At 61.1% G+C, this 23,149-nt stretch carries 14 protein-coding genes and 1 pseudogene; 10 read left to right on the top strand and 5 right to left on the bottom strand.

All coding sequences use genetic code 11. The features are described 5' to 3' along the window. The first annotated feature begins 41 nt into the window (after positions 1 to 41). A complete protein-coding gene (locus SB725_RS27170) occupies positions 42 to 296 on the top strand; it encodes a DUF1652 domain-containing protein (protein ID WP_027925514.1) in 255 nt (84 codons plus the stop codon). A gap of 49 nt (positions 297 to 345) precedes the next feature. Here SB725_RS27170 and SB725_RS27165 read toward each other — a convergent pair whose 3' ends face one another. After that, entirely contained in the window at positions 346 to 702 is a 357-nt protein-coding gene (locus SB725_RS27165) for a hypothetical protein (RefSeq protein WP_027925513.1), read from the bottom strand. A 343-nt stretch (positions 703 to 1,045) separates the two neighbouring features. Here SB725_RS27165 and peaA point away from each other — a divergent pair, with 343 nt between their 5' ends. The 4 genes from peaA to peaD all read left to right on the top strand — a co-directional run bounded on the left by peaA (position 1,046) and on the right by peaD (position 5,606). Further along, positions 1,046 to 2,626: a quinohemoprotein amine dehydrogenase subunit alpha gene (peaA, locus tag SB725_RS27160; RefSeq protein ID WP_027925512.1), complete on the top strand. Its 1,581-nt coding sequence runs from the start codon at positions 1,046 to 1,048 to the stop codon at positions 2,624 to 2,626. A gap of 81 nt (positions 2,627 to 2,707) precedes the next feature. Beyond that, the gene (gene peaB / locus SB725_RS27155; protein WP_410922866.1) at positions 2,708 to 4,138 is read left to right on the top strand and encodes a quinohemoprotein amine dehydrogenase maturation protein; all 1,431 of its coding nucleotides are present in this window, start codon (positions 2,708 to 2,710) and stop codon (positions 4,136 to 4,138) included. Position 4,139: 1 nt separating this feature from the next. Further along, complete coding sequence (qhpC, locus tag SB725_RS27150) at positions 4,140 to 4,463, top strand: quinohemoprotein amine dehydrogenase subunit gamma (RefSeq protein ID WP_008145336.1); 324 nt, start codon at positions 4,140 to 4,142, stop codon at positions 4,461 to 4,463. 24 nt (positions 4,464 to 4,487) lie between these two features. Next, entirely contained in the window at positions 4,488 to 5,606 is a 1,119-nt protein-coding gene (peaD, locus tag SB725_RS27145; protein ID WP_027925510.1) for a quinohemoprotein amine dehydrogenase subunit beta, read from the top strand. 122 nt (positions 5,607 to 5,728) lie between these two features. On the opposite strand, the gene SB725_RS27140 is transcribed toward peaD, so the two are convergent. Next, on the bottom strand, positions 5,729 to 6,130 hold the full coding sequence (locus SB725_RS27140; RefSeq protein ID WP_059182440.1) for a lysozyme inhibitor LprI family protein: 402 nt from the start codon (positions 6,128 to 6,130) through the stop codon (positions 5,729 to 5,731). A 234-nt stretch (positions 6,131 to 6,364) separates the two neighbouring features. On the opposite strand from SB725_RS27140, the gene SB725_RS27135 reads away from it, so the two are divergent. Further along, the gene (locus SB725_RS27135; RefSeq protein ID WP_194941076.1) at positions 6,365 to 6,853 is read left to right on the top strand and encodes an SRPBCC family protein; all 489 of its coding nucleotides are present in this window, start codon (positions 6,365 to 6,367) and stop codon (positions 6,851 to 6,853) included. Between the two features lie 290 nt (positions 6,854 to 7,143). Here the strand turns inward: SB725_RS27135 and inhA are convergent, their stop codons facing one another. After that, positions 7,144 to 7,821 carry an isonitrile hydratase gene (inhA, locus tag SB725_RS27130; protein ID WP_027925507.1) on the bottom strand — a complete coding sequence of 226 codons (678 nt, stop codon included), beginning with the start codon at positions 7,819 to 7,821 and terminating at the stop codon, positions 7,144 to 7,146. A gap of 89 nt (positions 7,822 to 7,910) precedes the next feature. Between inhA and SB725_RS27125 the strand changes: the two genes are divergently transcribed. Beyond that, positions 7,911 to 8,906, top strand: a complete 996-nt coding sequence (locus SB725_RS27125; RefSeq protein WP_410922864.1) for a GlxA family transcriptional regulator — start codon at positions 7,911 to 7,913, stop codon at positions 8,904 to 8,906. On the opposite strand, the gene SB725_RS27120 is transcribed toward SB725_RS27125, so the two are convergent. Together SB725_RS27120 and SB725_RS27115 are read right to left on the bottom strand one after the other, a co-directional pair. Further along, positions 8,882 to 9,271: a hypothetical protein gene (locus SB725_RS27120; RefSeq protein WP_027925505.1), complete on the bottom strand. Its 390-nt coding sequence runs from the start codon at positions 9,269 to 9,271 to the stop codon at positions 8,882 to 8,884. The genes SB725_RS27125 and SB725_RS27120 overlap by 25 nt on opposite strands. Positions 9,272 to 9,600: 329 nt before the next feature. Then, positions 9,601 to 11,439, bottom strand: a complete 1,839-nt coding sequence (locus tag SB725_RS27115) for a glycoside hydrolase family 15 protein (protein WP_194941074.1) — start codon at positions 11,437 to 11,439, stop codon at positions 9,601 to 9,603. Between the two features lie 258 nt (positions 11,440 to 11,697). Between SB725_RS27115 and SB725_RS27110 the strand changes: the two genes are divergently transcribed. The 3 genes and pseudogenes from SB725_RS27110 to SB725_RS27100 form a co-directional block, all read left to right on the top strand. After that, a complete protein-coding gene (locus SB725_RS27110) occupies positions 11,698 to 12,870 on the top strand; it encodes an MFS transporter (RefSeq protein ID WP_410922863.1) in 1,173 nt (390 codons plus the stop codon). A gap of 171 nt (positions 12,871 to 13,041) precedes the next feature. Continuing rightward, a complete protein-coding gene (locus SB725_RS27105) occupies positions 13,042 to 13,776 on the top strand; it encodes a thioesterase II family protein (protein WP_027925502.1) in 735 nt (244 codons plus the stop codon). 242 nt (positions 13,777 to 14,018) lie between these two features. Further along, positions 14,019 to 23,048, top strand: a pseudogene (locus tag SB725_RS27100) (amino acid adenylation domain-containing protein); the annotation flags it as partial. Between the last annotated feature and the right edge of the window lie 101 nt (positions 23,049 to 23,149).

Genomic DNA, 23,149 nt, shown 5'->3' with positions numbered 1-23,149 from the left:
AACATTTCCCCGGCCACACATCTCGCACAAGGGGGGTTGTGATGAACCTTTCAACCCTGGAGATTCAAAGCATCATTGAACGGAGTTTTCTACCTTCGGTATGCACCTGCAGCATGGCACCGGATCAGTCGTTGACGATCCGGGTCTGCAATTGCATGACCGGCAAAGTGGACCTGGTGGTGAGTCACGTTCCCGTCTGGGAGCTGGACACCGCCCACGCGATTGCGACGCTGGTGGGGCAGATGCAGCAACAGATCAACGCACACAAAGACGTCCACCCAACGTTCTTGAGCTGAACCGGCGTCAGCCGCACCACCGCGTGTGGTGCGGCCTGCGTTGAGGTGTTCATGAGGGGATTATGCTAGAAATCTCCTCGAACGTGCTGCTATCTACGGCTGCTAGTAGCGTCCGGTCATCCTTGAGCGTGGCCAGAAAGGTCACTTCGGTTTCCTTGCCGGCCAGCATGAACCCGGCAATTGCGCCGATGGGTCCCAGCAGCATGGCGCCCGCCACGCCGAACCCGATGGCATCCTTGATGTTGTTGATCGACTCCTCGTTGGCGACTTCCACACGCTTGAACGCTGAAATCGGGAGGGTGAGGCCGGGCCATGGATGAAGCGATGTCCTGAGGGTGAAAACGCCGTCCCTGTACTCTCCATCACCCTGCAGAAAGTCCCCCGCCAAGACAGTGATGCTTGCCATTTTTTATCCCCTTGCTGGCAATCGGTGAACAACTATTTCGCGCCGGCCTACCCGTGCCGTCAATCGTTGGGCGATGAGCTGTTCCCGCTGGGCATCTATGCTTGTCTCAGACTGCAACACCTGTCGCGATATTAGACGCAGGCGCTCTCCTTCAACGGCTGTTCCAGGCCCTTGATTGCACGCAACTGATTGATAAAAAACAACATCGGCAAGCTGGCACGCTCCGTGTATTGCTCATCGCAGACGTTTCTCTTGCCTCCGTCAGCGGTTCGCCGCCGGCGGCAGAAACCATAAAAACGATAAGCCACAACAATAAGAACGCACCGTGCGAGGTTCGACGTTGATGAAGAGAAAACTCCGATCAGGCCTGAGCGCCAGCCTGCTGGCCGTGGCCGCTTGCGTGGCGCTGCATTCGCCCGACAGCCTGGCAGCCCGCGACGCCCAGACCATCCTCAAGGAAACGTGTCAGGGCTGTCACACCCCTGAAGCCAATAACACCCTCAGCCGCATCAGCCACCAGCGCAAGACCCCGGAAGGCTGGTTGATGAGCATCGCCCGGATGCAAACCATGCACGGTTTGCAGATCAGCGATGACGACCGCCGCACCCTCGTCAAGTACCTGGCCGACACCCAGGGCCTGGCACCGAGCGAGACCGATGGCGTGCGTTATGCGCTGGAGCGTCGACTCAATACCGTCGAAAAATTCGACGACCAGACCAGCCAGATGTGTGGCCGCTGCCACTCCGGTGCGCGGGTCGCCCTGCAACGCCGTCCGGCCCAGGAATGGGAACGCCTGGTGAACTTCCACCTCGGCCAATGGCCGTCCCTCGAATACCAGGCCCTGGCCCGCGACCGCGACTGGTTCGACATTGCCCGCAAAGACATGGTGCCGATGTTGGCCAAGCGTTATCCGCTGGACAACCCGGCCTGGAAAAAATGGCAGAGCGCCGCGCCGAAAAGCGATGCCCTGGTGGGCGACTGGAGTTTCAGCGGCCACTTGCCAGGCAAGGGTGAATTGGCCGGCGTGATGAGCGTCACGGCCGATGGCAGCGATACCTTCAAGGTTGGCGTCAAAGGCCAATACGCTGACGGCAGCCCGTTCAATGGCGACGGCAGCGCGATTCTCTACACCGGCTACGAATGGCGCGGCAACGTGACCATCGACGGCGTGACCATGCGTCAGGTATTCGCCGCCCAAGGCAATGCGATGCAGGGTCGGATGTTCGAGGCCGAGCACGACGAGCGCGGTCTGGACTTCGTCGCCGCCAAGCAGGGTTCCAGCCGTTTGCTGGCGGTACAGCCGGGTTATCTGAAGACTGGCAGTGAAACGGAAGTGACGCTGGTCGGCAGCGGTCTCACCGGCAAACCGAATTTCGGCAAAGGCGTGGAAGTGGTCGAAATCGTCGAGCAGAGCCCTGAGCGGATCAAGGTCAAGCTCAAGGCCGCCGCCAATGCTCAACCGGGCGTGCGTGCAGTCACCGTCGGCACACTGAAAGGCCCGAGCCTGTCGGTCTACAGCTCCATCGCCGAAGTCAAAGTGGTGCCGGAATTCTCGGTGGCGCGGATCGGCGAGGGCGGTGGTTCGACGCCGAAAGTCCAGGGCCGCTTCGACGCCGAAGCCTGGGGCAAAGGCGCTGACGGCAAGCTGTATCGCATCGGCGTGTTCCCGGCGCAGTGGAAGGTCGAGGCCTTCGATGACCGCGCCAAGGAAGACGAAGACGTCAAGTTCGCTGGCACCATGCAGGCGGACAGCGGCGTGTTCACACCGGGCGATGCCGGGCCGAACCCGCAACGCAAGATGTCCACCAACAATGCCGGCAACCTCAAGGTGATCGCCGCCGTCGACGATGCAGGGAAATCCCTGACCGGCGAAGGCCACATGATCGTCACCGTGCAACGCTGGAACAATCCACCCATTCCATGAGTTGGCTGATTCCTACGGCTTCAGACACTTTTTCGGAATGACCGCGGGCCCCGTCAAACGGGGTTTGCATAGGAGGTTGCAATGGGCGCTATTTTGAATCTGGTCGAACGGAACCTGCACGAAGTGCACGTCGATGCCGACCGCATGCTGTTTCACATCCCCAGCAGTTCGCTGTTCGCCAGCGACGAACTGACCGGCACCATCATCGATACCTTGCGCGGTCCCGGCTGTTCGTCGGACGACCTGATCCAGCGCTTGTCCTCACGCTTCAACGGCGAGGAAATCACCGAGACCTTGCGTGAGTTGATGTCCCTGGAACTGGTCAGCGACGGCTCGCCACTGACCCCGGACATCGGCACCAAACGGGTCGAGCGCACCGCGATCAATACCGTGGTGCTCAACGTCAACACCGGCTGCAACTTGAGCTGCACCTACTGCTACAAGGAAGACCTCGACAAGCCGTCGGCGGGCAAGAAAATGGACGTCGAAACGGCGGTCGCGTCGGTGGAAATGCTGCTGCGCGAATCCCCGGATGAAGAGCGTTTCACCGTGGTGTTCTTCGGTGGCGAGCCGTTGAGCAACCGCAAACTGATCGAGTACATGGTCGACTATTGCGAGAAGCGTTTCCGCGAGGCCGGCAAGTTCGTCGAGTTCGTCATGACCACCAACGCCACGCTGCTCACTGAAGAAACCGTGGACTACCTCAATGCCCACCGTTTCGGGCTGTCGGTGAGCATCGACGGGCCTAAAACCGTGCACGACCGCAACCGTATCACCGTGGGCGGGCAGGGCACGTATGACGTGGTACGGCGCAAGGCGGAGATGCTGTTGTCGCGCTACAACAGCCGTCCGGTGGGCGCGCGGGTCACGTTGACCACCGGCGTCACCGACGTCGAAACCATCTGGGATCACCTGTTCAATGAACTGGGTTTTGCCGAAGTCGGGTTTGCCCCGGTGACCTCTGGCGACATCAGCACCTTCAACCTGTCCAGCGACGAGTTGATCGAAGTTTTCGCCAGCATGAAGAGGCTGGGTCGGCGTTACCTGGACGCGGCGCTGGAACACCGCAACATCGGTTTTTCCAACCTGCACCAATTGATCACCGACATCCACGAAGGCCACAAAAAAGCCCTGCCGTGCGGCGCGGGCCTGAAGATGCTGGCGGTGGATCACAAAGGCGAACTGAACCTGTGCCACCGCTTTACCGGTTCGTCACTGCCGACCTTCGGCAACGTGCACAGCGGCGTCAAACAGGTGGAGTTGAACGACTTCCTGTCCCAACGCCTCGACCGCACCAACACCGGTTGCGAGGACTGCCAGATCCGCAACCTGTGCTCCGGCGGCTGCTACCACGAAAGCTACGCCCGGTACGGCGACCCGACCCACCCGACCTATCACTACTGCGAACTGATGCGTGACTGGGTCGACTTCGGCATCGAGGTCTACACCCGGATCATGGCCCATAACCCTGCGTTTATCAGCAGCTACATCACTCCGCGCAAGGCTCACTGATATGAAACATCTCAAGGCAATCAATAACAAAGCGCTGAAACTGGACGAGGCTGCGGCCGAAAACCGCATCGAAGAAGTGGTGGCCATGAGCTCTGTGGCGGGCTGCGCCTCGACCACCGACCCGGGTTGGGAGATCGATGCGTTTGGCGGGGTGTCGTCACTGTGCCAGCCGATGGAAGCCGACTTGTATGGCTGTTCCGACCCGTGCTGGTGGCCGGCCCAGGTGCCCGACATGATGAGCACCTATCCGGACTGGAACAAGGATGCCCAGGCGTCCAACGAAAACTGGCGCAACCTCGGCACTGTCTTCCCCAAAGACAAGTGATCAGATAAGAAGAAGGATTCCAGCATGCACAGCATCAAAGCCTGCGGCCTGGCCGCATTCGCCGTCCTGAGCACGTGTTCGCTCAACGTTCTGGCCGATGAAAATGCAGCACTGCAAGACGGTCACGAGTACATGTTGACCACCAACTACCCGAACAACCTGAACGTGATCGACCTGGCCACCGACACGCTGTTCAAGACCTGCAAGATGCCCGACGCCTTTGGCCCCGGCACCGTGCAACTGTCGCCGGACCGCAAGACCGCCTATGTGTTGAACAACCACTACGCCGATGTCTACGGCGTCGAGCTGGACAATTGCAAGCAGGTGTTCCACGCCAGCATCACCCAGAAACCGGGGGAGAAAGCGAAGTCGATGTTCGCCTTCACCCTCAGCCACGACGGCAAGGAACTGTTTGCCATTGCCAACCCGACATTGATGCTCAATGACCGCTACGAAGTGCAGCAGCCGCGGCTCGATGTGTACAAGACTGACGCCGGCATGGACGCCAAACCGGTGCGCAGTTTCCCGGCGCCGCGGCAACTGACCATCATGCAAAGCGGCGACGACGGCACGCTGTACGTGGCCGGGGCGGACGTCTACAAGGTCAATGTGAACACCGGCAAGTTCGACGTGCTGATTCCCAGTCGTCACTGGAAACGCCCGAACTACAGCGCGCCGGACGTGCTCTACGTATGGAACCAGCAGACGTATCGCCATGATTTCTCGCTGCTCTATACCACCGCGAAATTCAAGGACAAGAAGCAGGACCCGTTGACCGCCGAATACCTCTACGGGCTGTTCAGCATTGACCTGAAAACCGGCAAGACCGAAACCACCGACTTCGGTCCCCTGACGGAAATCTACTTCAGCGGCATGCGCTCGCCGAAGGACCCGAACCTGATGTTCGGGGTGCTCAACCGCTTGGCCAAGTACGACATCAAGGAAAAGAAAATGCTTCAGTCGGCGACGCTGGATCATTCCTACTACTGCATTTCCTTCAACAAGGACGGCAGCAAGATCTACCTGGCCGGGACGTTTAACGACGTGGCGATTTTTGATGCCGACAGCTTGAAGCAGATTGGCAGCATCAAAATGCCGGGTGGGGATATGGCGATTACCACGGCGCAGATATTTGTCCGGTAGTAGCGGCGCCTGACCGGCCGCCATCGCGAGCAGGCTCACTCCTACACTGGATCTGCGGTGCAACACCGATCCCCTGTAGGAGTGAGCCTGCTCGCGATGAGGCCCTCAAAAATACTGCCAAATCAAACCCCCGGAACCGGACACCCCACATCCCCCTCCTGACACTTAAGATAATTCCTGAACGTCTGAATCCGCGCCTTGGTCAAGTCAGTGGTGCAACTGCTGTAGATCAACGGATACACACTGCCCCCTTCCACCCCCGAAGCGGAAAACTTGCACTCGGCATCCCGAAACGCAACCCACGCCCGTTGCGCGCCCACCAACAACTTCTTGCGCTCGGGCTCAGCTTTCAGGCGCGTGGTGATTTGCTGATACAGCGCATTCAACTCCTTGTCGGCCGCCGCATTCTGCTGCGCGGCGCATTGGTTCATCGTGGCCTGGTCGGTGGCGTTGTCGCAATCCACGGCGAACGCCATCGAAGTGAACAACACTGGCGCCAGTGCCAGGAAAAAGCGTGAGTACATGGCGGAAACTCGCTGTGGCAGAGGAAATTGCGAGGCAGTTTAGCGAATCACTATGAACCTGCGCCGACAGAACACGCCTTGCTGTCCGCAACCGTCTCGCCCGCAAACCCGAACTTATGCGCACAAAAATGGCCGAATATCCCGAGCATGGTTGATCGCGACAAGCGATTGGTCCAATTTTAGGGTTGGTCTTGTGGTTGTTACTGACCTACTGTTCAGTACAGGAGGTGACTTATGAACCCAGCATCAGATCGCATCGAAAGGAAAATCCTGCTCAAGGCGAAGCGTTCGCACGTCTGGCGTGTGCTGGCCAATGCCGAAGCGTTTGGGCAGTGGTTTGGCGTTGCGCTGGACGGCAAGCGTTTCGTCGCCGGTGAGTGGACCCAGGGGCAGATCACCTATCCCGGGTATGAGCACTTGCTGTGGAATGTGCTGGTGGAGCGGGTCGAGCCCGAGCGGGTGTTTTCGTTTCGTTGGCACCCGTATGCGGTTGAACCGGATGTCGACTATTCCCAGGAACCCACTACTTTGGTGAAGTTCGAGCTTGAAGACATGGATGAAGGCACCTTGTTGAAGGTCACCGAATCCGGTTTCGATCATGTTCCCCAAGCGCGAAGGCTCAAGGCGTTCCGTATGGACAGCCGCGGCTGGGATGAGCAGATGAACAACATCGAACAGTTTCTGACCAAAAGCGCCAAAGCCCACGAGCGTGAAGGTGGTTAAAGCTACAGTCCCCTGAATTCGAGGCCTCCAGCCATTAAGCCTGAGGCGTCTAAGGGTTTTCGGAAGGGTGGGTATAGCGAATGTCTTACACGTGATGGTAGCTATGTCGTCTATCGCAGATTGGATCCGACACGTAATCTAACTCCATCAACTGAAGCACAGGAAGCGCTTCAGGATCACGGATGATCGACCATCAGCAAGGATTGGCTACCGACAGGGAGTCGACAATGGTCTTGGGAAAAACCCGCTTCGGCGGGTTTTTTTTTGCCTGTCGATAAGTCTGGCAGCGCTTAGAGCCTGGCCGCTGCCCGTTCGGTGATTTGCGTGCGCAGCTCAAGCGAGGCGGCTGCCCGGCGTTGCGCTTCAGCCAGAACACTCGATGGTGCCGCTTCAGGGCTGCCCGACTGGAACGGCGGTGCCGGGGCATATTCCAACTGCAACTGCACCAGCTGCGCGGTGTCCTTGTCGAACAGTTCCGCCGCCAGGGTCAGGGCAAAGTCGATCCCTGCGGTAATCCCGCCACCGGTCAGCAGATTGCCGTCGCGCACCACCCGGTCCTTCACCGGGATCGCGCCCAGTGGCTTGAGCAGTTCGTGATAGGCCCAGTGCGTCGTCGCCCGCTTGCCCTTGAGCAACCCTGCGGCGCCGAGCACCAGCGCACCGGTGCAGACCGACGTGACATACCGCGCGGTGGCGGCTTGCGCCTTGATGAACGCCAGCGTTTCTTCATCTTCCATCAACGGCCCGACGCCACCGCCGCCGGGAACGCAGATCACATCCAGCGCCGGGCAATCGTCGAACGTCACGGTCGGTTTCAGCACCAGGCCAGTGCTCGCGGTAATCGGCACCAGGTCCTTCCAGATCAAATGCACCTTCACGTCCGGCAGTGAGGCCAACACATCGTAAGGGCCGGTCAGGTCCAGTTGCTGAACCTGGGGAAACAACAGAAAACCGATCTGCAACGTCATGGCGTATTTCTCCTGAAGTGGGTGGACGTCTTCACTGTAGGCTCGTAGGATTTGGCGTATCCGCCAATCACCCCACGAATTACGCCAACATGCCGAAAATCATTCACGTACTCGCGTTTGCCAATGTGCAACTGCTCGACGTCACCGGGCCCTTGCAGGTTTTCGCCTCGGCCAACGACATGGCTCGCCAGAAAGGATTGCCGCCGCCCTATGCGCCGACATTGATTGCCAGCGGCGGCGGGGCGGTAATATCGTCGGCGGGCTTGGGGCTATTGGCCGAGCCGTTGCCCGAGGGCGAAAGCGACACGCTGGTGATTGCCGGTGGCTGGGGCGTTTACGCGGCGGCGGAAGACCCGGCGCTGGTGGCCTGGGTGCGCGAACATGCGGCAGCTTGCCGGCGGGTTTCATCCGTGTGCACCGGGGCGTTTTTGCTGGCTGCCAGCGGCTGGCTGGATGGCCGGCGAGTGGTCACGCACTGGACGCGTTGCGAGCAGTTGGCGCAGAAGCATCCGCGCCTCCACGTCGAGCCCAATCCGATCTTCATCAACGACGGCCCGGTCTGGACCTCGGCCGGGGTCACGGCTGGCATCGACCTCGCCCTGGCCATGGTCGAAGAGGACCTCGGCCGCAACATGGCGCTGGAAGTCGCCCAGCAACTGGTGGTGTTTCTTAAGCGTCCGGGCGGGCAGTCACAGTTCAGCGTGACCTTGTCCTTACAGAAAGAAGGCGACCGGTTCGACGAACTTCACGCCTGGATCAGTGAAAATATGACCAAGGACCTCGGCATTCCCACCCTGGCGTTACAGGCGGGCATGAGCGAACGCAGTTTTGTCCGCCACTACCGCGCCGACACCGGGCAAACTCCGGCGCGCGCCATTGAATTAATCCGGGTCGAAACGGCGCGACGGTTGCTCAGCGACACCGGTGTACCGATCAAGCGGGTGGCGGTGCAATGCGGATTTGGCAGCGAAGAAACGCTTCGGCGCAGTTTTCTAAGGGCCATGGGCGTGACACCACAGGCGTATCGCGAGCGGTTTTCGGTCAGTGGGCCCGCTCTCTATCAGGCTTCCACTTCCGCCACCTGATTAAAATACTTTGACCGATCCGGCGTAAACGTCACCACCATCCCGGTCCGGGAGCATTCCAACGCCCGCTCTTCAGCCAAATCAACATCCAGATCCTCCCCGCGCAAACCCTGCCACTGCGCCAGGTATTTGAGAGATCCGTACTTTTCGAGTTTTTTCAGGCTGCGACTGACACCCCCCTTCCAGCCCAGAACCGGTAGCTCTCCGGCAAGGCTGCGTTGGGCGAGGTTGGGGAAACGGGCGGCGCGTTGACGGCCGATTTCCCAGCATTTGATCAGGCCTTTGTCCGGGCCTTCCCACAGTTCGTCGCGGTTCAGGCCGGAGCGAAGGGGAGAGTCGATGCTGCGGTGGATGCGCTGGCTCATTCAGGTTCCTTGAATTCGGGTTTTGTTGGACAGCTCCGCTGTACCCGTTGTTGCTGGATGTTAGGGGGGGATGTAACGACTGGCAACAAGGTATTTCAGGCTGTAGGAATGGGAGGTGCCGGGGTGAAAGGGGAATGTTTGTTCAATTTTTGTAGGAGGTTTGGCCTGAAAGCCCACAAATGCTCGCCAACGTTGGGTTGGTAGGTTCTGGGAGTGTGTTTAAGCCTGGTGTGAGTGAGCTTCGTTCCTACAAGCGGCAGCGCAAAACGGGAAATTTCTGACGGACTTTGTCGGCTAGTGATGTTGTGGCTGATGGCTACGCCTCAGTCTCAAGGCTGCCAAAAACTCTTCTCCCCACTCAATTTCCGATCCAGAAAACTCGCCGCACTGATCAACGCCAGATGTGTCAGTGCTTGCGGCGTATTCCCCAGATGCCGCGCATGATTGTCCAGCTCTTCGGCATACAGGCCGAGCGGGTTGGCATACCTCAGCAACTGTTCAAACTCCAGATGGGCTTTTTCCACCTGACCGGCCCGCGCCAGGCATTCGACGTACCAGAATGAGCACGCGGCGAACGCGCCTTCGGTGCCGTCGAGGCCGTCGATGCGGGTGTCGTCGTTGCGATAGCGATAGACCATGCCGTCGCGCACCAGGTTTTTTTCGATGGCTTGGAGGGTGGCGAGCCAGCGCGGGTCCTTGGCGCTGACGAAGCGTACCAGCGGCATCAGCAACATCGAGCCGTCGAGGGCGGTGCCGCCGATGTACTGGACGAAATGTCCGCGTTCTTCGTTCCAGAAGTTTCCCCAGATGTCGGCGTAGATAGCCTGGCGCATCTGGTCCCAACGGGCGAACGGGGCGGGCAGTGAGCGTTTCGAGGCCAGGCGAATGGCGCGGTCCAGTGCGACCCAGCACATCAGTCGCGAGTGCAGGAAGTGATGCTGCTCGCCACGCATTTCCCAGATACCGACGTCTGCCTGCTGCCAGGTTTCGCACACCTGATCGACCACTTCCACGGTATGTTTCCAGCCTTCATGGGAGATCGCCTCGCCATATTTGTTGACCAGGTAGATCGCGTCCATCAACTCGCCGAAGATGTCGAGCTGGATCTGATCGCAGGCACCGTTGCCGATGCGCACTGGTGTCGCGCCGCCATGTCCGGACAGGTGCGTCAGTTCGACCTCCGGCAGTTCCTGTCGACCGTCCATGGCATAGAGAATGTTGAGCTTCTTCGACTGGCCATGACAGTCGCTGACCCGCCCGCGCAGCCAGCGCATGTAGTCGTTGGCTTCCTGGACGAACCCCAGGCGCATGAACGCGTAGACGGTAAACGATGCGTCGCGGATCCAGGTGTAGCGATAATCCCAATTGCGCTCGCCGCCCGGAGTTTCCGGCAGGCCGAAGGTGGCGGCGGCGAGAATCGCGCCGTGTTTGCGTGATGTCAGCAGCTTCAGGGCGAGGGCCGAGCGGTTGACCATTTCCCGCCAGCGGCCGCGATAGTTGGACTGGCCAATCCAGTCGCGCCAGAACTTCAGGGTGCGTTGCAGGCACAGGTCGGCGGCACCCTCCTTGAAGCGCGGATCGTCGAGTCCGCCGAGCAGGAACTGTGCACTCTCATCTTGCTTCAGGGTGAATTCGGCCACCGCTGCATCACCATCAACCTGCAACCCCTGATCCGAAGACAGGCGCATGGACGGTTGATCGGCGGCCTCGAACGTCACGTCTTTTTTATCCATCCGCGCGCGCGTCCTGGCGCGAGCGTAGTCATGACGCACGGCGCAGCGCATGTGAAACGTCGCCTCACCGCTGACCACCCGAACCCTGCGCATCAACAGCGGCAGATCGTCCTCGGTGTCACCGATGGGCAGCAGGTCGGTGATTTCGACCACCGCGCGATCACTCAGCCAACGGGTTTGCAGCACGTTGGTGTCCGGCAGGTAAATCTGCTCGCGGCGGGCGTCGGGCAAGTCCGGCGACAACTGGAAGATACCCGCCTGGGGCGTATCAAGCAGCGAGCAGAAAATCGACGGGCTGTCGAATTCCGGCCAGCAGAAAAAGTCCACGCTGCCCTTGTCGTTGACCAGTGCGGCGCTGCGCATGTCGCCGATGATGCCGTGGGCGTCGATGGCGCTTTGTCGTTCGTGAAGTAGCGGCTGGAGAGAAATCGGCATGACGGTTAGCGCCTTGCGGTGAGGGCCTACCTAGCTGACTGGTTTTTGGGGGCAGGAGTTCATTTGCTGGAATGATGTGGTGATTGTTCTGACCCCTTCGCGAGCAGGCTCGCTCCCACAGGGTTTTGCGTCGTAGACACATCCAATGTGGGAGCGAGCCTGCTCGCGAAGGGGCCTTCACATTCCACCAACAATTGGGCGCTTTCCCCTCAATCAGCCTTATGGCAATTTGCAGTCCCTTGTCGAGACCCGCACCCCATGGCCAACCCTTACCGCGATCTGTTCAAAGCCCCCGGCAGCCGAGCCTTCGTGCTGGCCGGCATGATCGCGCGCATGCCGATTTCCATGACCGGCATCGGCCTGATCACCATGCTCTCGCAACTGCAGGGTGGTTACGGACTGGCCGGTGCCGTGGCGGCAACCTTTGCCTTGGCCACAGCTTTTTGCGCGCCGCAGGTCTCACGATTGGTCGACCGCTATGGCCAACGCCGGATCTTGCCGATTTCGGCGCTGATCGGCGGCGGGGCGTTGTTGCTGGTGTTGCTGTGCACCCGTTTACAGGCGCCGCACTGGACGCTGTTCCTGTTCGCCGCGTTGGCCGGTTGCATGCCCAGCATGTCGGCGATGGTGCGGGCACGCTGGACCGAGGTCTATCGCGGCCAGCCCGAACTGCAAACCGCCTATGCCCTGGAGTCGGTGCTGGACGAGGTCTGCTTTATCGTCGGGCCGCCAGTGTCGGTGGGCTTGTGCGTGGTGGCGTTCCCCGAGGCCGGGCCGCTCGCGGCGTTGTTGATGCTGGCGATTGGTGTCACGGCATTCGTCCTGCAACGCGACACTGAGCCGGCCATTCATCCCCATGAAGAACACCATCAAGGCTCGATCATTCGTTCCGTCGAGATTCAGTTGCTGATGTTGTTGATGGTCGCCATGGGCACCATTGTTGGCGTGGTCGATGTGGTCAGCGTGGCGTTCGCCCAGCAGCAGGGCCAACCGGCGGCGGCGAGCATTGTGTTGTCGGTGTATGCGATTGGTTCATGCATGGCCGGGCTGGCGTTCGGGGCCTTGCGCTCGAAACTGCCGTTGCCGCGATTGTTCCTGTACGGCGGGGTGGCGACAGCGTTGACGACGCTGCCGTTGTTGCTGGCGAGCAACATTCTCGGGTTGTCGTTGGCGGTGTTTGTGGCCGGGCTGTTTTTTGCGCCGACCTTGATCGTCGCCATGGCCCTGGTGGAGCGCATCGTGCCACCGGCCAAGCTGACGGAAGGCCTGACCTGGCTGGTGACCGGGTTGAGTATTGGCGTGGCGATTGGTGCGGCGAGTTCGGGGTGGCTGGTGGATGCGTTCGGCGCGCGCAGCGGGTTTTGGGTGGCGATAGCTGCCGGCCTGGTGGTCCTCATTTCCGCTGTCCAAAGCTTCCGCCACTTGAAATAAAGCCCCCCTGTAGGCGTGAGCCTGCTCGCGATAGCGGTGTAACAGTCACCATCTGAATTGACTGACATACCGCTATCGCGAGCAGGCTCACTCCTACAAGGGGATGTGTACGACTAATTCTCCGCGGCGCTCATCCGTTCCCTTGATAGACAACTTTTCGAGGTATGCCCGGTGACCCAGCTGACATTGCTGTGCCTGCCCTATTCAGGCGCGAGCGCCATGGTTTACAGCCGCTGGCGGCGCAAACTGCCGGAGTGGCTCACACTGCAACCGGTGGAACTGCCCGGCCGTGGCGCACGGTTCGGCGAGCCGTTGCACACCGACATGCGGCGCCTGGCGCTGCAACTCGCGCAAGAACACATCGCCACGCTGAAAACCCCTTACGCGATTTTCGGCCATAGCCTGGGTGCCTTGCTCGCCTGTGAAATGGCCCATGCGTTGCGCTCGCTGGGCGGTCCGGAGCCGGTGGCGCTGTTCGCTTCAGGCACCGCTGCGCCGACGATGCGTGCGGACTACGATCGCGGTTTTGCCGAGCCGAAAACCGATGCCGAGCTGATCGAGCAATTGCGTACGCTCAATGGCACCCGCGAAGAAGTGTTGGCCAACGAAGAACTGATGAGCCTGACGCTGCCGGTCCTGCGCGCGGACTTCCTGCTGTGCGGACGCTTCGAACCACAGCAGCGCCCCTTGCTCAACTGCCCGGTGCACGTGCTCGGCGGCAAGGCTGATCGCGCGACCACGGAACAGCTGATCGGCTGGAGCAAGGAAACCCACGGCAGTTTTTCCGTGGACATGCTTGGCGGTGGTCACTTCTTCATCCATGAGCACGAGGCCAAGGTGCTGCGGGTGATCAAGGATCAGCTCGAGATCCACCATCGCCGGCATGCCATGGCCGCCAGCGCCTGACACAACCAACCCCTGTAGGAGTGAGCCTGCTCGCGATGGCGTCGGTACATTCAACAGGGATGTGACTGACAGACCGCTATCGCGAGCAAGCTCACTCCTGCATTGGACTTTCGCCAACCCGACACTCCGCGTTCTGTCTCTTTCCTGATACTTATTCTCATTCGTTAATTTTTCCGGTGTGCATTCGTTTTATAGGGACGACGTGCCTTTGTGCTTCCCGCCACTGATCCGGATGCTTAGAAATGAATGCTGAAGACTCCTTGAAACTCGCTCGCCGGTTTATCGGGTTGCCCCTGGAAAAGCGCCAGATGTTCCTTGCGGCCTTGCACAAGGAGGGCGTTGATTTCGCCCGGTTTCCCATCCCGGCTGACATCGAGGCCGAGGATCGCCAAGTGTTGTCATACGCACAGCAACGCATGTGGTTTCTCTGGCAACTGGACCCGCACAGCGGCGCGTACAACCTGCCGGGCGCGGTGCGCCTGACCGGGCGGCTTAACCTGCCCGCGCTGGAGCAAGCGTTCGCCAGCCTCGTTGAACGTCACGAAACCCTGCGCACGGTGTTCCAGCGCCAGACCGACGACCGCTTGCTGCAAGTACCGGCCAGCGCGCCGCTGGTCATCAATCATGTGGATTTCAGCGCGCTCCCGGCCACGGAGCGCGAACTCGCCGTTGCGCGAGCCGCCGAACAGCAATCGGTGCAGCCGTTCGATCTGTCAGTCGGCCCGTTGCTGCGCGTCACTTTGCTCAAACTCGCCGATCTGGAACACGTGCTGCTGCTGACTCTGCACCACATCGTGTCTGACGGCTGGTCGATGAACGTGCTGATCGACGAATTCATCCGCTGCTACGACGCGTTCGACGCGGGCACACAACCACAACTCGCGCCATTGCCGATCCAGTACAGCGACTACGCCCTGTGGCAACGCCGCTGGCTGGAAGCGGGCGAGCAGGCGCGCCAACTCGATTACTGGCAAACACAGTTGGGCAATGAACACCCGGTGCTGGAACTGCCCACCGACCACTCGCGCCCGGCAATGCCCAGCTATCGCGGCACTCGCTACGAATTTGCCGTTGACGCACAACTGGCGGAACAACTGCGCGCCACTGCGCAGAAACACAACATTACCTTGTTCATGCTGTTGCTCGGCGCCTTCAACGCGCTGTTGCATCGTTACACCGGGCAGACCGATATCCGCGTCGGCGTGCCGATTGCCAACCGCAATCGCGCCGAGATCGAAGGCCTGATCGGGTTCTTCGTCAACACCCAAGTATTGCGCACGCAACTCGACGGCCAGACCCGCGTCGACGACTTGCTGCGCGCCATCAAGGAAACTGCCCTCGGTGCCCAGGCCCATCAGGATTTGCCGTTCGAGCGTCTGGTCGAGGCGCTGAAACTGGAACGCAGCCTCAGCCATACGCCGCTGTTCCAGGTGATGTACAACCACCAGCCACAGGTCGCGGATATTGCCACGGTCAGCACGGCGTCCGGCCTGGCGCTGGGCGTGATCGAGTGGGAAGGGCGCACCACGCAGTTCGACCTGACCCTCGACACCTACGAAAAAGGTGGCAAGTTGCATGCGGCGTTGACCTACGCCAACGACTTGTTCGACGCCGACACCATCACGCGCATGGCGCGGCACTGGACCCGTCTGCTGCAAGGCATGGTCAGCGATCCGACGCAGCGCATCAGCGATTTGCCGCTGCTGGAAAGCGCGGAATACCGGCGCATCGTGCATGACTGGAATCGCGCCGACGCATACTACCCGCAAGACCTGTGCATTCATGAACGGATCAGCCAGCAAGCCGCGGCCAGTCCGAATGCATTGGCGGTGACCTTCGGCACCCGGCAGCTGACGTACGCAGAACTCGACATCCAGGCCAATCGCCTGGCGCACAAACTGATCGAACTGGGTGTCGGCCCGGAAGTCCGCGTCGGCGTAGCGATGCAGCGTTCGGAAAAACTGCTGGTGGCGTTGCTGGCGGTACTCAAGGCCGGCGGCGCCTACGTGCCGCTGGACCCGGACTACCCGGCCGAACGCGTCGCCTACATGCTCGAAGACAGCCGCGCCTTGGTGTTGCTGACGGAGCAATCGGTCGCCACGACATTGACCGTGACAGCCGATATGCAAGTGTTGCTGCTGGGCGACAAAACGTGGACCGAGTACCCGGAAAACGCCCCCGAAACCGGCGTCACACCGGACAACCTCGCCTACGTGATCTACACCTCCGGCTCCACTGGCAACCCCAAAGGCGTGGCCATCGCCCATCGCAATGTGCTGGCGCTGATCGACTGGTCGGCATCGGTCTACAGCCGCGAAGACATCCAGGGCGTGCTGGCCTCGACCTCGGTGTGCTTCGACCTGTCGGTGTGGGAGCTATTCGTGACCCTGGCCAACGGTGGCTCGATAATCATCGCCCGCAATGCCCTGGAATTGCCGCAACTGCTGGCGCGGGATCAAGTACGCCTGATCAACACCGTACCGTCGGCGATCAATGCATTGCAGCGCGACGGGCAGATTCCGCCGTGTGTGCGCATCATCAACCTCGCCGGGGAACCGCTGAAGCAGAGTCTGGTGGACGCGCTGTATCAGCAACCGACCGTCGAACACGTCTACGACCTGTATGGCCCGTCGGAAGACACCACGTATTCGACCTGGACCCGACGCGAGGCCGGTGGCCACGCGAACATCGGTCGCCCGCTCAAACACACCGCCAGCTATTTGCTGGATGCCGAGCTGCAACCGGTGCCGCAAGGTGTCTCTGCCGAGCTTTACCTGAGCGGTGCGGGGATCACCCGTGGTTACCTCGCGCGGCCGGGCATGACCGCCGAAAAATATGTGCCAAACCCGTTCGCCCGCAATGGCGAGCGTCTGTACCGCACCGGCGACCTGACCCGTTATCAGGCCGACGGCACGTTGCAATACGTCGGGCGCATCGACCATCAGGTCAAGGTTCGGGGCTTTCGCATCGAGCTCGGTGAAATCGAAGCGCGGCTGTTGCAGCAGGACGCCGTGCGCGAACTGGCGGTGCTGGCGCAGGACGGGGTCAACGGCCAGCAATTGGTGGCCTATATCGTGCCGAACGATCCCGTGTTGCTGGGCGACACCGACGCTCAAGCGACTCAGCGTGAAACCTTGAAAGCCGCACTGCGCCAGCATCTGCCGGATTACATGGTCCCGGCGTTCCTGCTGTTCCTCGATCACTTGCCGCTGACCCCCAACGGCAAACTCGACCGCAAAGCCTTGCCGGCGGTTGAGGGTTCACAACAACAACGCGAACACGTCGCGCCACGCAGCGCACTGGAAAAATCCCTCGCCGCGATCTGGCAGGACGTGTTGGCTGTCGATAACGTCGGTCTGGAGGATAACTTCTTCGAACTGGGCGGCGACTCCATCGTGTCGATGCAAGTGGTCAGTCGCGCGCGCCAAGCCGGGATCGTGTTGAGCCCCAGGGACCTGTTCCAGCACCAGACCATTCGCAGTCTCGCCCAAGCGGCCCGCAGCGGCGAACAGGTGTTGATCGACCAGGGCCCGGCAATCGGCGCGCTGGCGTTGGCGCCGGTGCAACAGTGGTTCTTCGAACAGGCAATCCCCGAGCGTCAGCACTGGAACCAGTCGCTGCTTCTAGTGCCGCGCGAGGTGTTGAACGCCGAGGCGCTGGACCGTGCCCTTGAGCAATTGCTGACCCACCACGACAGCTTGCGCCTGCGCTACGAGCAGACCGCTGACGGCTGGCAGCAAACCTACGCCGCGCCGACCACGGAGTCGGTGCTGTGGCGGCGTCAGGCGCACTCCGACGACGAACTTAACGCCCTGTGCGACGAAGCCCAACGCAGTCTCAATCTGCAAAATGGCCCGCTGATGCGTGCGCTGCTGGTGGCGATGGCTGACGGTACACAACGCCTGCTGTTGGTGATTCATCACCTGGCGGTGGACGGTGTCTCCTGGCGCGTGCTGCTGGAAGATCTTCAGCAGTTCTACAGCGGCAACAAGGTGTCGTTGGTTAAAACCAGCGGCTATCAGCGCTGGGTTGCCCGTCTGCAAGATCATCTTCCAGCGTTTGAAAACAACCTCGGTTATTGGCTGACCCAACTGAAGAGCGCAGCGAATAGTCTGCCCTGCGACCGCCCGAACGGCGCGCTGGAGAACCGTTTCGAGCACAAAATCGAGCTCAAACTCGATACCGAACACACCCGAAAACTGCTGCAACACGCCCCGGCGGCCTATCGCACCCAGGTCAACGACCTGCTGCTGACTGCACTGGCGCGCGCGGTTTGTCGCTGGAGCGGGCAGGGCAGCGCACTGATTCAACTGGAAGGGCATGGCCGCGAAGACCTGTTCGACGACATCGACCTGACCCGCACCGTGGGCTGGTTCACCAGTCTGTTCCCGGTCAATCTGGTGCCGTCGAGTGATCTCGGCGCCTCGATCAAAACCATCAAGGAACACCTGCGCGGCGTGCCGGACAAGGGACTCGGCTATGGCGCATTGCGTTATCTCGGCGGCTCGGTGTTGAGCGCCGAACTTGCCGCGTTGCCGCAACCGCGCATTACCTTCAACTATCTGGGGCAATTCGACCGTCAGTTCGACGACGGCGCAATGTTCGTGCCGGCCACCGAAGCTAACGGCGTGGCGCAGGATCCGTCGGCTCCGCTGGGCAACTGGCTGACAGTTGAAGGCCAGGTTTACGGCGGCGAATTGTCATTGAGTTGGGGCTTCAGCCGCGAGATGTTCGACACCGCGACTATCCAGCGTCTGGCGGACGACTACGCGCAGGAACTCAAAGCGCTGATCGATCACTGCTGCGCCGTTGAAGTGCCGCAAGCCACGCCGTCCGACTTCCCGCTGGCGCGCCTCAGCCAGACGCAACTCGACGCATTGCCGGTGGCAACTCTTGAGGACCTGTATCCACTGTCGCCGATGCAACAGGGCATGCTGTTCCACACCCTCTACGAACCGCACGTCGGCGCGTACATCAGTCAGTTGCGCCTGGACATTCAAGGCCTCGATCCGCAGCGCTTTGCCTGTGCCTGGCAGACCGCACTGCAACGCCACGATATCCTGCGCAGCAGCTTCCACTGGCAAGGACTCGACACCGCGCATCAGGCGATCGTCCGTCAGGTTGCATTGCCGCTCGAGGTGCTGGAAGCGACCGACACCGAGGCGCTGGCCGATGCCGAGCGCGCCCACGGTTTCGAATTGGGGCGCGCGCCGCTGTTCCGCTTGAAGCTGGTCCATACCGACACTGACGCCTGGCACCTGATCTACACCAGCCACCACATTTTGATGGACGGCTGGAGCAACGCGCAGTTACTGGCCGAAGTGATCCAGCATTACGCCAGCGGGCAATCGCTGTCGGCACCGACCGGGCAATACCGCGATTATCTGGGCTGGTTACAGCAGCAATCCGCCGTCGCTGGCGAGCAGTTCTGGAAAGCCGTGCTGGCGCCGCTGCAAGCGCCCACCTTGCTCGCCGAAGCCTTGCGCCCGCCCGTGGGTGCCGAGGGCAGCGAAGCCTATCGAGTGGCCTTCGACCACCGCGCCACCCAGCGTCTGGCCGACTTCGCCCGGCAACAGAAAGTCACCCTCAACACCGTGCTGCAAGCGGCGTGGAGCCTGTTGCTGCACCGCTACACCGGTCAGGATTGCGTGGTCTTCGGGGCCACCGTCGCGGGTCGTTCGGCGCCGCTGCCGGGGATCGAAGAACAGCTCGGATTGTTCATCAACACGCTTCCACTGGTCTGCGCGATGAAGCCTGCGCAAACCGTCAGCCAATGGCTGGGCGAACTGCAAGGGCTGAACCTGGCCATGCGCGAGTTCGAGCATGTGCCGCTTTACCACATTCAGGGCTGGGCAGGGCAGCAGGGTTCGGCGCTGTTCGACAGCCTGCTGGTGTTCGAAAATTTCCCGGTCGCCGAAGCGCTGAAGCAGGGCGCACCGGCCGGGTTGTCGTTCGGCAACCTGCACAACCACGAGCGCACGCACTATCCACTGACCCTCGGCATCGAACTGGGCGAGGGTTTGAGCCTGGATTTCAGCTACGACGCGGCGCGGTTCAGTGCGGCGCAAATCGCTGAGTTGTCGGCCAACCTGCCGCATCTGCTGATGCAGTTGATGGCGCTGCCGGACGCGGCTTTGGGCGCGCTGGAATTGCTCGATGTCGAGGGCAAAAATGCGCTGCTTGCGCTCAGCCAGCCGGCCCCGGTTCAGTTATCCACCACCCTGTTGGTCCATGAACACATCGCCGCTCAGGCTGCCAATACGCCGAATGCACTGGCATTGCAGGTTGACGGTCAATCCTTGAGCTACGCCCAGCTGAACACCCAGGCCAACCGCCTGGCCCATCGCCTGATTGAAAACGGTGCCGGTCCCGGCAAGCGTGTCGGGCTGGCGCTGCACCGTGGGCCGCAACTGATCGTCAGCCTGCTGGCGGTGCTGAAAAGCGGCGCGGCGTACGTGCCGCTGGACCCAAGCTACCCGGCCGAACGCCTGGCCTACATGATCGACGACAGCCGCCTCGATGTGCTGCTGTGCGAATCCGGCCTGCTGGAAAGTGGTCAAGGCGTGCGCCGTCTCAGCCTCGACGACAACGTCGGTTTCCCTGAACACGATCCGCAAAACCATGCGGTTGCCGAAGATCTGGCCTACGTCATCTACACCTCCGGCTCCACCGGCCAACCCAAAGGCGTGGCCATCGCCCACGCTGCATTACGCGAGTTCTGCCAAAGCGCCGCCGACTATTCGGTGCTGTCGGCGGCGGACCGCGTGTTGCAGTTCGCGACCTTCAGTTTCGACGGCTTCGTCGAACAATGCTTCCCGGCGTTGTGCGTCGGCGCGGCGTTGATCATGCGTGGCGATGCGCTGTGGGATGCCGGGCGACTGGCGGCTGAAATCGTCCAGCAAGGCGTGACCGTGGCGGACTTGCCAGCGGCCTATTGGTATTTGCTCGCCCGCGAATGTGCTAGTGGCGACATAAGCAATCTCGGCGATTTGCGTCAGGTGCATGTCGGCGGTGAAGCGATGTCGGTCGAAGGTTTGCGCTTGTGGCATCAAGCTGGATTGAGCCACGTGCGACTGCTCAACACCTACGGCCCGACCGAGGCGACCGTGGTGTCCAGCGTGCATGAATGCCGTCTCGAGGATGCCTGCGATGCGTTCGGCATTCCGATTGGTCGCGCCGTCGCCGGTCGTGCGTTGTACGTGCTGGATGCGTCCGCTCAGTTGTTGCCCAACGGTGGCGTCGGCGAGCTGTGCATCGGCGCACCGACCTGCCTTGCACAAAGCTACTTCGATCGCCCGGCGCTGACCGCCGAACGTTTCCTGCCGGACCCGTTTGCCCGTGAGCCGGGCGCGCGGCTGTACCGCAGCGGCGACCTGGCGCGCTACAACGCTGACGGGAATCTGGAATACGTCGGCCGTATCGATCATCAAGTAAAGATCCGCGGTTTCCGCATTGAAATGGGCGAGATCGAAGCCTGTCTGCAAGCTCGCGAGGACGTGCGTGAAGCGGCGGTCATCGCTCAGGACGGCGTGCAGTTGGTGGCATATGTTGTGGCCAACGATGCGGTGGTTTCTGAAACTGACTATCTGGAAGGTCTCAAGGCGGTTCTGCGTCAGTCGTTGCCGGAATACATGGTGCCAAGCCACCTGATCCTGCTGGCCAGGTTGCCGCTCAACACCAACGGAAAACTCGACCGAAGGGCCTTGCCCCGCGTTGAAGTCAGCGACGTACAACGTGACTTCGTGGCCCCGGCCCGAGGGCTGGAAACGCAGCTGGCGCTTATCTGGCAGGACGTGTTGCAGGTCGAGCGAGTAGGGCGCAACGACAACTTTTTCGAACTGGGCGGTCACTCGTTGCTGGTGCTTCAAGTGATATCGCGGGTGCGCCAGCAAGTGCACCTCGAATTGTCGGTGAGCAGCCTGTTCTCGGCCGCGACTCTGGCGGAATTTGCCGAGCGTGCGGCGCTGGCGAACATCAGTGGTCAGCCGGTCCTGCAATCTGCGCCAGTCGATCAACCGCCGATGCTGTCGTACGCCCAGCAACGCCAATGGATTCTCTGGCAGCTGGACCCGCAAAGCCCAGCCTACAACATTCCCGCTGCATTGCGCCTCAAGGGGTCGCTGAACCTCACTGCGTTGCGCGAAGCGTTCGCGCAATTGCAGGCCCGTCACCAAACCCTGCGCACCACCTTCGATCAGAATGGCCAGCAGGCGCGTCCGGTGCTGCATGAGACGCTGGCGCTGCAACTGGAACTGCGCACGCTCGATCAGCTGTCGGTGGACAGCGCGGTGACGGAAGAAATCGCCCGGCCGTTCGACCTGCGAAACGGCCCGCTGTGGCGCGTCTTGCTGCTGCAAGTGAACGCCGACGAACACGTGCTGGTACTCACCGTGCACCACATCGCTGCCGATGGCTGGTCGATGCAGGTCATGGTCGATGAGTTCAGCGCGCTGTATCAGGCGGCCGTCGACGGCCATGGTGCCGATCTGGCCAGCCTGCCGGTGAACTACAGCGACTACGCCCGTTGGCAACGCGACTGGCTGGAAGCCGGCGAGGGCGCACGGCAACTGGCATGGTGGAGCGAACAACTGGCCGGCAGCCAGACTCCGCTGGAGTTGCCGAGTGAGCTGACCCGTCCGGCCCGTCGCTCTGAGCGTGGCGCCAGCCTGATGCTGAACGTTGATCGCGAGTTGCTGGCCGGTTTGCGCAAGCGTGCCCAAGAGCAGCAAGTGACCTTGTTCATGCTGTTGCTGGCGAGTTTCCAGACCTTGCTGCATCGACAGAGCGGGCAGTCGAGCATCAGCGTCGGCGTGCCAAGCGCCGGACGTTCGCGTATTGAAACCGAAGGCCTGATCGGCTTTTTCATCAACACCCAGGTGCTGCGTACACAGTTCGATGGGCAGCAGCCGTTCAGTGCGTTGCTGCAACAGGTCAAGCAGGTTGCCCTGGATGCGCAAGCCCATCAGGACGTGCCGTTCGAGCAATTGGTCGATGCCTTGCAACCGGACCGCAGCCTCAATCACAGCCCGTTGTTCCAGGTGCTCTACAACCATCAGCAGCAGTTGGGCGCGAGCGTCGAGCGCAGCATGGCCGGTTTGCAGGTCGAGCATTTGCACTGGCAGCAGCAGACCACCCAGTTTGATTTGGTACTCGACACCCAGGAGCAGAACGAAGCGCTCGATGCCAGCCTGACTTACGCCACGGATCTGTACGACGAGGCGTCGATGCAGCGCCTCGCCGAGCAGTGGCTGAATCTGCTGCGCGCGGTGGTCAATGATCCACAGCAACGCGTCGCCGAATTACCCCTCCTGCATGCACCGCAATCCGACGCGTTGATCCAGTACTGGAACCCGGCGTTCGAGGCGCAACCCTT

This window comes from Pseudomonas sp. SIMBA_041 (assembly GCF_046535095.1).
Taxonomy (GTDB): domain Bacteria; phylum Pseudomonadota; class Gammaproteobacteria; order Pseudomonadales; family Pseudomonadaceae; genus Aquipseudomonas; species Aquipseudomonas mucoides.
This window is presented reverse-complemented; position numbering and strand designations above follow the sequence as displayed.

What these genes read in the sequence shown, in the direction of transcription:
- inhA (WP_027925507.1), bottom strand. Translation starts at nt 7,821, where the DNA reads ATGACGTTGCAGATCGGTTTTCTGTTGTTTCCCCAGGTTCAGCAACTG.
- SB725_RS27135 (WP_194941076.1), top strand. Translation starts at nt 6,365, where the DNA reads ATGAACCCAGCATCAGATCGCATCGAAAGGAAAATCCTGCTCAAGGCG.
- SB725_RS27120 (WP_027925505.1), bottom strand. Translation starts at nt 9,271, where the DNA reads ATGAGCCAGCGCATCCACCGCAGCATCGACTCTCCCCTTCGCTCCGGC.
- SB725_RS27125 (WP_410922864.1), top strand. Translation starts at nt 7,911, where the DNA reads ATGCCGAAAATCATTCACGTACTCGCGTTTGCCAATGTGCAACTGCTC.
- peaD (WP_027925510.1), top strand. Translation starts at nt 4,488, where the DNA reads ATGCACAGCATCAAAGCCTGCGGCCTGGCCGCATTCGCCGTCCTGAGC.
- SB725_RS27165 (WP_027925513.1), bottom strand. Translation starts at nt 702, where the DNA reads ATGGCAAGCATCACTGTCTTGGCGGGGGACTTTCTGCAGGGTGATGGA.
- peaA (WP_027925512.1), top strand. Translation starts at nt 1,046, where the DNA reads ATGAAGAGAAAACTCCGATCAGGCCTGAGCGCCAGCCTGCTGGCCGTG.
- SB725_RS27140 (WP_059182440.1), bottom strand. Translation starts at nt 6,130, where the DNA reads ATGTACTCACGCTTTTTCCTGGCACTGGCGCCAGTGTTGTTCACTTCG.
- qhpC (WP_008145336.1), top strand. Translation starts at nt 4,140, where the DNA reads ATGAAACATCTCAAGGCAATCAATAACAAAGCGCTGAAACTGGACGAG.
- peaB (WP_410922866.1), top strand. Translation starts at nt 2,708, where the DNA reads ATGGGCGCTATTTTGAATCTGGTCGAACGGAACCTGCACGAAGTGCAC.
- SB725_RS27170 (WP_027925514.1), top strand. Translation starts at nt 42, where the DNA reads ATGAACCTTTCAACCCTGGAGATTCAAAGCATCATTGAACGGAGTTTT.
- SB725_RS27115 (WP_194941074.1), bottom strand. Translation starts at nt 11,439, where the DNA reads ATGCCGATTTCTCTCCAGCCGCTACTTCACGAACGACAAAGCGCCATC.
- SB725_RS27110 (WP_410922863.1), top strand. Translation starts at nt 11,698, where the DNA reads ATGGCCAACCCTTACCGCGATCTGTTCAAAGCCCCCGGCAGCCGAGCC.